At 35.8% G+C, this 12675-nt stretch carries 7 protein-coding genes and 1 riboswitch; of the genes, 2 read left to right on the top strand and 5 right to left on the bottom strand.

Annotated elements, in window-relative coordinates:
* Positions 1-2: 2 nt before the first annotated feature.
* Positions 3-117: riboswitch (TPP riboswitch) on the bottom strand.
* Between the two features lie 66 nt (positions 118-183).
* Positions 184-1113, bottom strand: a complete 930-nt coding sequence (locus MKX57_RS01120) for an AEC family transporter (RefSeq protein ID WP_090003035.1) — start codon at positions 1111-1113, stop codon at positions 184-186.
* Positions 1114-1441: 328 nt separating this feature from the next.
* The gene (locus MKX57_RS01115; RefSeq protein WP_089986926.1) at positions 1442-3544 is read right to left on the bottom strand and encodes a methyl-accepting chemotaxis protein; all 2103 of its coding nucleotides are present in this window, start codon (positions 3542-3544) and stop codon (positions 1442-1444) included.
* Positions 3545-3798: 254 nt separating this feature from the next.
* Here MKX57_RS01115 and MKX57_RS01110 point away from each other — a divergent pair, with 254 nt between their 5' ends.
* A complete protein-coding gene (locus MKX57_RS01110; protein WP_342550681.1) occupies positions 3799-5445 on the top strand; it encodes an S-layer protein in 1647 nt (548 codons plus the stop codon).
* A 206-nt stretch (positions 5446-5651) separates the two neighbouring features.
* Here the strand turns inward: MKX57_RS01110 and MKX57_RS01105 are convergent, their stop codons facing one another.
* The gene (locus MKX57_RS01105; protein ID WP_089986924.1) at positions 5652-6806 is read right to left on the bottom strand and encodes a response regulator; all 1155 of its coding nucleotides are present in this window, start codon (positions 6804-6806) and stop codon (positions 5652-5654) included.
* Between the two features lie 482 nt (positions 6807-7288).
* On the opposite strand from MKX57_RS01105, the gene MKX57_RS01100 reads away from it, so the two are divergent.
* Positions 7289-8581 carry a hypothetical protein gene (locus MKX57_RS01100; RefSeq protein WP_089986923.1) on the top strand — a complete coding sequence of 431 codons (1293 nt, stop codon included), beginning with the start codon at positions 7289-7291 and terminating at the stop codon, positions 8579-8581.
* Between the two features lie 98 nt (positions 8582-8679).
* Here the strand turns inward: MKX57_RS01100 and MKX57_RS01095 are convergent, their stop codons facing one another.
* Together MKX57_RS01095 and MKX57_RS01090 are read right to left on the bottom strand one after the other, a co-directional pair.
* Positions 8680-10605, bottom strand: coding sequence for an AraC family transcriptional regulator (locus MKX57_RS01095; RefSeq protein WP_342550680.1), 1926 nt, complete (start codon positions 10603-10605; stop codon positions 8680-8682).
* A gap of 138 nt (positions 10606-10743) precedes the next feature.
* Positions 10744-12654 (bottom strand): AraC family transcriptional regulator, encoded by a 1911-nt coding sequence (locus MKX57_RS01090; protein ID WP_342550679.1) that lies wholly within the window; start codon positions 12652-12654, stop codon positions 10744-10746.
* Positions 12655-12675: the final 21 nt, after the last annotated feature.

The following is a 12675-nucleotide window of genomic DNA, read 5'->3' as shown; positions in this document are numbered from 1 at the left end:
AGGCAATAGCTTCTTAACTTTCCCACGCTGGTATGAGCCAGATCAGGTCCAAAGGGTCAAGAAACCTCTATGCGTTTCCCTCTCAGCCTGACTCATCAGACCCCCCTAGTTAATACTATTCAGTTTGATGCTAGTGTAGCAGATATTGCTAAGAGATGGAAGTTATCATTTAAATATTTTCTATTAGGTAAACAATACATCCGCAATATAAATCACAATCGTGACCGTTATACAACTCACAATGGTTGAGAATAAAACGGTTTGTGCAGCTGTTGCCGACTCTACATCATACTCTAATGCTAGACTTGAACTGTTGCGGGATGTGGGAAAAGCACTTGCTATAAATAATGATTGTGCCACAACCCCATCTAAACCCAGCGCATAGATAATGACTAAAGCCACGGCTGGTCCGATAAATAATCGCGTGAAGCAGCTGACGAATACTGTTTTATTAAACATCGTTTTGATCTCCATCTGAGACAATTGGGCGCCTAGCGTGATTAATGCAACGGCAATAAAACCATCTGCTACATGGTCTATTGGTATTTTAATAAACTGCGGAATGCCAATATCAAAATAATTCATGGCCACACCGATTATTAAAGCGTGAATAATAGGCATTTTTATAAAGTCCTTAAAAATCGTCATGCCCGATTTAGTAGAGGAAATTAAATTATATAAACCATACGTATACGTTGTCATGTTTTGAAAGATAACGAGTATAACCTGGATGGCTACACCAATAGGTTGAGTGGCAAAAATCATTTGAGCTACCGGAATCCCATAGTTCCCAGAGTTAATGAGTACTACACTATTTTTAAAAACAGCCGCCTCAGTTTTGGCGAGGCCAAGCCCTTTCGCTAAAAAGTGACTAAGCAGCATTTGACTACCGATAAAAAGTACAACAAACAATCCGACTTCTCCTAGAACAGACAGCTTTATATTCGTCTCATATAAATTAATAAATACAGCGGCTGGCATAAAACAATATGTAATAAGCTGTGATAATGCTTTTAAATTAAAGCGAAATTTCTTTTGTAGAATAGCACCTAGTACAAGTAATACTAAAATAGGTGCGACAATTTGAAAGAAAATCATTCCAAGATACACCATATTGATGTCCCCCCTCCCTTTTAATAGTAGTGTCGATCATGCACTTGGTCAATGACACTTACTTTCATAATTAAAACCGTTGATTTCCACTACGGACGGGGCGCGCCTTGTTCCTATGGTTGAAAAGATTCAAAAAATCAAATCAATGAACGAGAACAATGTACACAATGTAAGAATTACCAAAACTCATTCATTTAGGGCCATGTATGATTAGGCAGCAAAGAATTATTTTTCATGAAGTAAAAATGAAAAAGGAATCGAGCATGAACTTCTCGATTCCTTTTATCAACAGTCTGAGCTACCTTTAGATTTTAGGTAGCCTTTTTCTTTACGCAAGCTTAAATAGATTAACTACCTCTTGCAGTTCATTAGAGATATCATTCATATTTTGCATAGACTCTGCCACTTTTTGCAATTCTGCTTGTTGGTCCATTGCAGAGGCACTTACTTGCTCAGCAGAGGCCGCTGTTTCCTCTGATATAGCCGATATACTTTGAATGGACATAATCGCTTGATTTTTATGCTCTAACATAGTAGACAACTGTGTCATTAGTTCACTAATAGAAGTTGCAATTGCACGTGACAAATCACTATTATCTTTAAAGGCCAATTGCGTGCTTTGTACGGACTCATTTTGAGATTGCATTAAGTCTGCATTTGATGCAATGACTGCAACTGTTTGCTGAGAATTTTCTAAAATACTTTCTACCGTGCTTTTAATAATTTCTGTTTCAGTTTTTGATTGCTCTGCCAACTTTCTTACTTCTTCCGCCACGACAGCAAAACCTTTTCCATGCTCACCAGCTCGTGCAGCCTCAATACTTGCATTTAAAGCTAATAGATTAGTTTGCTCCGTAATGCTTTGAATGGAGGCAATAATTTGATTAATATTGGCAATATTAGAAGCTAGCGATTCCATTTGCTGCTGAATACGGCTGTTCATCTCATTCGTCTCTATATTATGTTCATGTAAACTTAGAACCTCTTGCATGCCTTTTTCTGTTGTCACATTTGTCTTGTTGGATAAATCGTCCATTTCATTCGAAAGCGCAGTAATAGCGTCTATTTGATCCGATAAATCCATCATACGATAGTTCGTTTCTTCAGTATCCTCTGATTGCTTCGATGCACCCTGTGCAATTTCATTAATGGCTACTGATACCTCTTGACTAGAGGACACGATTTCATTAAACGCCTCATGTACCTGGTTAGAAGATTGGTTCAATAGAGTCGTGGAGTTTAACACCGCTTTAATAGCACTATTAGTTTTATCCAACATATTATTATAGGCCAATGCGACTGCCCCAATTTCATCTAGTTTAATATATTTATCCTCTACCTTTTGTGTTAAATCACCTGCTGCTGCTGTTTCAATTGAAGCACGTAAAAACTTGAGCGGCTTTAACTGTTTGTAAATAAATAGTACACTTGCAGCAGTCATCAAGGCTACCATTATAATGGATGCTATAATCGTATATATAAATACATGGTTATATGTTTCTAAAATTTTTGATTCAGCTAATACGATTTGAACGGTCCAAGTTTCGTCAATGTCCTCTAAAATCATTGGAGCAAACACATTATAAGCTTGATCCTTTAGTTCATTAGACTCTATGTACATACTTGTTAGCTCGCCGTTTTCCATTGTCTTACTTATGCTTGTCCAAGCAGGGTCGTCTTGCATATTTTGCCCATCCAGCTCTTTACCGAAGCTGTTAGCTGTTAGTACACCGTTATTTGTAATAATTGCCGCATAGCCGCCTTCCGGAGCAACAGACTTTGTCAGCTCATTTAAATAATCAATCGATACATCCGCCGTCAATACACCAAAAAACTTCCCTGAAGCATTGACTAATGGTACAGAAATTGTGGTCATTAGTACGGTTTGACCGTTTACACTATAGTCATAGGGCTCCGTTAAAACGGTCCGTCCCTCTTCTTTTGGCACCCAGTACCATTGGGATACATTTTTATCATCTACACCTTCAATAAGAGTGGTCGTTATTTCATTACCATTTTTACTTAAGTATGGTCCAAAACGTTTTTTGGAATCTACCAATGTAGCCTCATCATTTGGGTTTACAATAAGAGAATTCTGTTCAAAGATAGCTCCTACCCCTAATAAATCATCATTATTGGCTAAATTATTTTCCATGATGTCTAAAACACCTTTGGTAGATAGCGTCTTATTCTTCTCCATACTTTCAACGATCCGTTTCGTTGTTTGTAATGTTGTATTGGCTTTTTTAAAGCGCTCGCTCATAATAGCCGCTGATGATTCAGCCGTTTGCAATGTTCCATACTCTGCATCTTTAACACTTTGCTTTTTTATAATCATCCCCGTTGTCACTGTATAGGATAAAAATAATACTAGAAACAATCCTATTATTAGGGAAGATAGTTTCAATGCAATTCCTCTTGATTTCTTCATCACAAACACCCCCACTTTTATAAATAATCATAATGGATGGAAGGTCGTATCTCAATAAAATATTTAGCGAATAAAGTAGAAATTTACATAATTATAGATAAAAATACAGGCATATTAATAGATTTTTCTTATATATTTCAAAGTACTTATGACTCATTCAAGTTGCAACAATTAGTAAAACATACACTTAAAATACTAAATTATAGTAAAATATGCTATATTATCTATTAGATAAAATGATTGGAGTGACTTGCATGACAAATAAAGCGCTATCAACATTAATAGCCACGGCTATGACAGCGACACTAGTATTACCAGTGGCTACTGCACAAGCCTCTTCTTCCCTAAATCAATCAAGCTTATATGAAGCACAGTTTCAAGTTGCAGCAACAAAAAAAGTGGTCGGCAATGCCGTAACGATTAAAAACATTACAAATGATACGGTCATTACAACAAACGGTACATTTAGAATCCACAATGATTTAAAGCCCCTTTTTGATCATTCAAACAAAACAGCATTAACGAATGCATCGGCCACCATTGTCGTAAAAAACAAGCAAATTATTGATGTGACATCATTAACATTAAATAAAGCTGGTACGAGTAAAAAATCAGTATATTTTGATGGGGGTGACGCTCATGTTTCTGGTGATGTTACTGTGAACGCAGATTATGTAAACATACAAGACATTACGATTGATGGTCAGCTAATCATTACAAACAGAGTAAAAAAAGCTATTACACTTGATGACGTTTCTGTGAGCGATACGATTACACTAAAACCACTAATTATAAAGAAGAATGACTGGCTGTATGTTACGCTAAGAGATATGAAATCATCTACTATCAATGTAGCACGTACGAAGGTGAATATATCTTCTGACCAAGCGCTTTCTAAAATTGATATAGGAGGTAAAGTTCCTACTTTTGAGTTGAAGGCAAATGTGGAAAAGCTAACGATCAATGTAGAGGAAAACTTCAACCTTTTCGGCGAGGGCAAAATTGAACAAATCATTGTCAAAGGCGGAACAAAAGTAGCATTAAATTCTGGACACCAGGTGGGTAAAGTACAAGTAGACAATAAAAGCGTATCCGTTACCCTACCTGTTATTGATAAAAAAGAGCTAACTACGCTACTAGCATCCCCCCCTTACGTACAGGTTTCTATAAATGGATACGATATTTTAACAACTGACAAATGGACAATGCAGGTTGATCGTAATATTTTTGATTCTGCTGTGGCCAGCGCCAAAGCTGTAGCAAACAACAATAGCGCCTCACAAGAACAAGTAAAGAATGCTATTACACAATACAGAAATGCTTTATCCGTCTATCAAACTGCTCAAAAGTACGGCTTAAAATATGGCTATGGCTACGGCAATAGCGATAAAGCTACTCTTCAATCTTTAATCAATTCAATTCAGTATGTAACGGTTTCGTGGGGCTCAGATGTTTACCATAATAATCCATGGACAACGCAAGCTGAGAGGAACGCTATAGATTCCGCAGTTTCAGCTGCTCAAGCAGTTGTTAATAATTATTACGCTACTCAAACTGATATTACGAGTGCTATCAATAACTTAAACAATGCTATTTGGACTTATAAGAGTGCTTATAAGTATAATAATAATTATTATTATGGTAATAAATACAGCTTACAAACGCTTGTTAATCAGGCAAAAGGGATGTATGTGACTGTTTCAGAGGATGGATCAGGTTTATCATCTAATACCAATTGGACAACGTATATGGAATGGTACATTTTCGACTCGGCCGTATCATACGCTGAAACGTTTTTATCTAATAATTATTTCTCTGACTACGAAGTCTCATATGTCATTAATTATTTAAACTCCGCTATTTCAACCTATAAAGGCCAGTATAAAAAAGGGAAAGATTAAATTCTTTCAGCTTGAAATAAAACAATGATGCTGACAAAACAAATCAATGAATATAACGTTTGATCAATGAGTTTCATAAACCTGTTAGGACGAAAACTAGGAACAACTATATCATCGAGCTTGCGTTAACTTCTCAATGGCTTTTTTTTCAATCTAGGGACTCTGCAAACTGCAAGAGTCCTTTTTATAATCATTATTCTATATAGTTAAACATTCATGTGCGTTAGCGCATTGGTCTGCTTCCATCTTTTATACCAATTCTCAATTTCCTCACTTGGTTCCACCGCCAAATGCTCCTGAAGCGCTTTTTTTAACAGTAAGTATTGCTCCTCAACAGCCGCTACATTATTCAGTAAATCGTAAAGTTTCATCAGGATGAAATAGTTTTCCTCTTCACCTGCAAAAAGAGCTTGAACTGTTTCCTGTACCTTAATAGCAGCTGAATAGTTTTCATTTGTTATATAAAATTCACTAAGCTGATGGGCATGATGTAACCATAGTCGCCTTAAACGCTCTTTCTCACTTTCTGCCCATAGATAATCACAATCGCCTAAATAATCACCAGTATACATTTGGAATACTTGTTCATGCTGATCCACGGTTGACTTTTCTAGTGAAGGTAAAGCTTTCAAGCTAGACAGCCATTGTTCTACATCTACAACAGTTTGTTCCAACAAAAGTTTATAGCCTGAATTGAGCAATGGACTTGAAATTTGCACACCTTCCAGCCCATAGTTTTTTAATGTTTGACGTATTGTATAAATGGCCGTATAAAGTTGTTTCGATGCTTTATCTCTATCAGACTCTGGCCAAAATAACTCTAAAATGGTATCACGATATATAATTTCATCACGGTGATTAAGTAAGTAAGCAAATAACTCTTTCGCTTTGGATGTTCGCCATTTTAAAATTTGTGTTTGGCCGTCTGGCGATACGACATGGAGCCCGCCAAATAGATTAATAATTGTAGAGTTCATTGAACTTTTTTTGTGTTTATTATTGATCTGTTCAAGACGATCCAATGTCTTTTCTAAACGTGAAATTTGTATGGGTTTCAATAAATAATCAACAGCATGTAAATTAAAGGCATCTAAAGCATATTGATCGAACCCTGTTGTAAAAACAATCTCTACATCTGGCAATAATTCTTGAATTTTCTCCCCCAGTGCTAAACCATCCATATCCGGCATGACTATATCTAAAAATACAACACTTGGTTGTATACTCTGTATCTCATCCATCGCTTTTAGAGAATCGGTGTATTCTCCAACTACTTCTATCCCTGGAACCTTACTTTCTTCAAGCAAGGTTTTTAATCTCGTTATTGATAAATATTCATCATCTACTAGCACGATTCTCATTATTACTCCTCCTTAAAAACTACTCCTTTACTTATTATCGTTTATTTTTCTAAAAAATTGAGAGATAGCATTACTTTTGAAGGATAAATAATCCAATTTGTAGACATCTACTGATATAGGATAAAAAAGAGCACGCCTCCAAAAAAACCATATTTTAACTATTCATAACTTCTATTATTTACCATAAAAAAATTAAAATAAACTGGCCTAACCGCTCATTTTTATATTCTCTCTGTCAGATGATTTTCGGTCATTACAGCCCATTATTATCCGGTAGTACTTGTCCCACAACAAAACAATTCTTTTTTGATGCCGTTTAAATAGGTACTGAAGTTATATACTCTCACTAAAAACACATAACCAATCTACCTATTCGGCCAAAAAATGCATAAAAAAATCCCAGGCTATGATAAAATTGATACAACCCCATATATTGGATAGATTTCCGTTTCGAATAATATAATTAGGAGGCATCTCATAGTATGAAAAATAAAAAAAAATTAGCTCTGCTGTCTTTAGTGGCAGTCCCATCGCTCCTTTATAGTGCACCAGCATCTGCTGCTAATGTGACTGGACAACCAAGCGTGGCATACATATACAGCACTTCTTACTACAATTCTAACGTGTCAAATGTTATACAATTGATTAACAATATTAACTACACAACCTCTACCTTCCAAGTAAATTTGGAGGCAGCACTTAAGGCCTACAATGCACTAACAGAGCTGGAAAAACAGTATGTAACAAACTATTCCACATTGTCAGCACATCAACAGACAAGGATTTCTTACCGTAAACTGGCAGCACAAATTGAGGAAAAGTTATATTCAGTAGAATCTACAGCTGTTAATTATTATCAAAATGTCATGGAAACAAGAGATTGGTATAATACCTTAAATGCAGCACAAAAAACTTTTGTAAGTGCAGCCGCGCAAAAAATATTAACATCATATATTGCGCCTAATACATCAGTTGATAAAGTAGTAAATAAAATTCAACTAATTAATTCATCTCGTCCAACTTTCCATAAAGATGTAGCTGATGCTCGAGCAGAGCTATATGCCTTACGTAGGTTTTCATATGTTTCTTTACCTACTGGGGTTGAACAACTTCTACTTGACGCTGAACAACTTGTATTGAAGGATAAGGCTGCTGCTAAGGCTGTAGAAAGTGCCATTGCAGCTCTATCACCAAAAACCTCTACTCCGCAGGATGTACAAGAAGTAAAGACGGCTTTTGAAGCTCTAACACCTGTACAGCAGCAACTCGTGCCAAATGTTTGGACTTTGGTTGATTTTGTCCAAGGGAAATATACACTCCCTTCAAAAGGGAACGTCCCTAAAACACCTGTACTATCAGATATGGTAGCTATACCAGGTAAAACAACGGCTATGACGAAAAGCAAGAATATTTATAAAGCCAAAATAAATGTTTCTGATTCCGAGATTGATACAGAACGCTTTATTTTAACAACAAAGGATAAAATAACAATTATTATTCCGCCACTTTATACATTAATCAATGAAGATGAAGGTGTAATCGACATTCAAGTAACAAAAAGGGGAGATCGCATTACTCTTCAGGCTACATTAAATAAAAAGCAAGTTACATTCGATGCGAACATGGAGATTATTATTGAAGGTTTATCAGCAAACTCATCGATCAACCACTTAAATGACTTTGGCAAGCAAGTACCAGCCGACTATATCGTTAGTGGAAACCGTCATATTATCCCAACAATGACACCTGGGACATTCCAAATCATTAGAAATTAAACATTTTAAAGCACTAAAGATACCCATTTCAAAGGTTTCTTTAGTGCTTTCTTAAAGCGCCCCCTTAACCTGTTGTCCATTTATGAGGCACCATTTATTTAATTTACTGTAGCTAATAGACGATTTACAATGAAATCAAGCTGTTTAGTTAATGAATATATATCATTGTAGTAACAAAAACCAAAATCAATTTCCACAAGTCTGCCTTCTTTAACAGCTGGAATAGCGGACCAAACTGGATGGTCAGTTAAATCTACCATCCCTTCATACGATGAACGAAAAACATAATCTCCTGCATACTCCGTTAATACTTCTAAGGATACATCTATCGCCTCCTGAGTATTATTCTTATCATCTATTTTCTGTTGAATAATTTCTGGCGCACGCATTCCTAAATATTCATACAATGCTTGAGAACCACGTCCAAAGGTATAACTTGTTACAACTGACATTTTCCCTTTGCCGCCTTCCATAATACTAACTGTTTTATCTAATACACCCACCGCTTTTAGCTGTTCTTTACTGTCTTCTACTTTTGTATAAAAATTAGTCAAAAGATCTTTTGCTTCTTTCTCTTTCCCCAGCACTTCACCAATTTTTTCTAAACGTTGATCTAAAGATGTTGTGGCGTCATCTATCACAATAGTTGGAGCTATTTTTTTCATCTGGCCATATAGTTCTTCATTCTTTGGAATAATGATGACATCCGGCTTTAATTGAATCACTGCCTCAACATTCGGCTCAAACCATTCACCTAAACTTTCGACTGTTTTTAATTCCTCCTCAAATGCAGCGCCCTCCTGTATCTTAGAAGAACCCACAGGTGTTACACCAAATGCTAGGACGTCACCAGTATAATACATCACAACTACTCGCTCAGGATTAACGGGTATTTCAACGTCCCCTTTAATAGTGGATACAACCTTTGTTTGTGATTTAATTGCTGTTTGTGCAACAGAGGTCTTATTTCCCTCGCCCCCCGTATTCGTAGATGTTCCGTTGCTACAAGCGCTTAATAAAAGTGTTAAGCATAGAAAAAGTGTTGCAATAGTTGATACTCCTCTTTTATTCATTGATTCATACTTCCTCCCTTTATATTGATAACCATTCTCAATATAATCTTGGAAGTTCCAATCGACAATGGAGTATCTTTCAGACATTGAAGGACTATCTTTTACTAGACGATCTATTTGTTCTTTTTGACGAAACTTTATGGGTGAGATCCCTACTCTTTTTTTGAATAGTCTACTAAAATAATAAACATCATGATAGCCGACGCTCATAGCTATATCACGTAAGCTAGCATCTGTCTCCACAAGCAAAGTGGACGCCTTTCCGATTCTTAGCTGAATTAAATACTCAATAGGACTACAGCCTATCTGTTGCTTGAATTGAATAGATAAATGTGATGGACTATAACGTAATGCCTTGGCAATTGTGTCTAACGTCAATGGTTTTGCGAAGTTTTCTTCTATGTATGCTTGAATTTGATAAGAGACATTCAACTTTGGGATGTCGAGACTCTCTTGATCTAACTGTATAAAAATTTCATTTAAAAATTGATAAAATAGTGATTTAACTGTAAATTTATCTAGATTACTGGCATTTTTCCATTTACTATACATTTGATGTGTTTTTTCGAACATAGTAACAGGTGAGCTTGGTACAAAACCGTATTGATATTTGAAAGGATTATTTCTATACATGGCCGCTACTACCCTTTTATTAGAAGTTAAAGGAATAAAGGCTCGATAGAATACCATATAGTATTCAAACCCTTTATCTTTAGCCATGATTTGCAGAGTAGAGCCCTTCCCACTGTGGATAAGATGAAAGCCCTCTAGTGTATATTTGTTTAAGTCTATATAGATATCTGCACTACCTCCTGTAGCATAAAGAAACATATTAGCAGGTAATTTATACAATTTACCAATTTCCTCAGGTTTGAATAGCTCATAACGTATATCTAGTATTTTTGTCGTGGCATGATTCCAAAGAAATAGAAACTCCTCATCAGGTAGCATTCTTTATCATTCCTTTCCATTCAGCTACTCCAAGTTTATTATAATTGATAATAGTTCTCAATTATATTTTTTAATAAATAGATATTAATAGAAAAATCACTCTGGCAATACAAGGCTAGAGTGATTTTGAACTTATCTTTATTTTCTTTTAACTTGTTGGACTATCATTTCCGTTACTTCTTCGATTTGCCCAAGTATAGAAATTGGATCTGAAAACCAGAAACTCCATCCATCTATTTCGAAAATTTGATCATTTTGTACAGCATCAAGTGTTTTCCAAACAGGTTCACTTTTATAATCATATGTTTCTGTTGCTTTATCAACTGCCATAAAAATATAATCACCTGCATATTCTGTAAGTAATTCAGGGGATAATTGCAACCAAGGCTTTTCAGGATCAATATCATCTATTACTTTTGATGGCGGCGTTAGTCCAAGCCCATCATAAAATGACCGCCCTGTATAACCATTACCGTATAATGTTATATCATTTTTTGCCCCGCCAGCTAAAATAGTAACAGTTTGATTCTTGCTTATAATATTTTGAACGGTTTGTTTGGCTTTTGCTACTCTTTGATGATAGTCATCTAACCATGCCTTCACTTCTTCCTCTTTATCTAATATTCTACTAAACTCCTCCAATGTCTCATCCATTTCTAAAGTAAACGGTATTAAAACAGTAGGGGCTATTTTAGAAAAGGCTTCATATTTCTTTTCATCACCTGTAATAATAAGGTCTGGCTTCAAATCTACTACGGCTTCAAGGGAATCCTCAAAATAAGTAATTCCTTCGTTATGGTCTTTTAAATAAGGGCTTTTCATATAAAGCTCCTGTGTACCTACTGGTTTTATGCCCAAGGTCAATAAAAAACCAGGGTACGTATCCGTTACGACACGTTTCGGGTCAACTGGAATTTCTACATCCCCTTTCACAGTAGAAACGATTTTCGTTGTGGACTGCACTTCCGCAGCCTGATTGGTTGCCGCCTTTGTCTCCACATTATTGGTAGTATTCATAGCACTACCAGAACATGCACTTAGCAATAAAGTGAAGCATAGCAATAAAGTCGTCATCATAGAGGACTTTGTCTTTTTATTCATCAGTAAATCTCCTTTTTGTTTATATTGATAATAATTATCATTATCAATATAATGTTGTATCCACTTTTTATCATTAGACAAAGAAAGCCGATACATAGGACGATACGATTTATGTTGTTTTGGTTGCTGCTTAAATTTCATGGGGGTTAGACCACTGTGCTTTTTAAAAATACGGATAAAATAAGAAACATCTTCATAGCCAACACTCGAAGCAACCTCTTGCAAGCTTAAAGTTGTATGTATTAATAACTGCCGCGCTTTTTGAATTCTTATTTGAATAAGATAATCAATAATACTTCTACCCGTCTTTTGTTTAAATTGCTTAGCTATATAGGGCACACTATAATTCAACATTTGGGCAAGTGATTCTCGAGTAATCGGTAGATTGTAATATTCGTCTATATAATTTTGAATTTGCTCCACAGGATCTGGCTGTTGAACATTGACATGCTGTTGATGTAATTGCTGCAAAAGTTCATAAATAATTTGGTAGAAAAGTGATTTGACATGGAAATGCCCTATATTGTTCTGTTTGAGCCACTCTCGATGCATAGTTTCTATTTTTTCCTGTAATGTGAGTGCATTTGTAACTTGAAAAGCATATTGAAGCTGAACAGGTTTTTCCCTTTCCCATAGCGCTAGCATGCCTTTTCTAGATGTAATAGGCAACGTCGCTTTGTAGAGAATTAAGTAGTACTCTAAACTATCTTCTACAGCACTAATATGTAGGCAGCTTCCTTTGCCAGCATGCGCTATATTAAAACTTTCTATCATATAAGATTTATTGTCTAATATTACATTAGCTTTCCCTTTGATAGCGTACAGGAAACCGCTAGCTGGTAAACGAAATGAGCTAGGCTGCTCATCACCATGTATCTTGATATACCGTATATCAAACACTTGGATAGTAGCAGACTTCCACAGAAGGATATGATCATCTATATTCACTGTTTGTATACACACCTTTCA

Origin of the sequence: Lysinibacillus sp. FSL M8-0216 (genome assembly GCF_038595555.1) — a bacterium.
GTDB lineage: Bacteria > Bacillota > Bacilli > Bacillales_A > Planococcaceae > Lysinibacillus > Lysinibacillus fusiformis.
The sequence above is the reverse complement of the archived record's forward strand: the minus strand, read 5'-3'. Positions and strand labels throughout refer to the sequence as shown.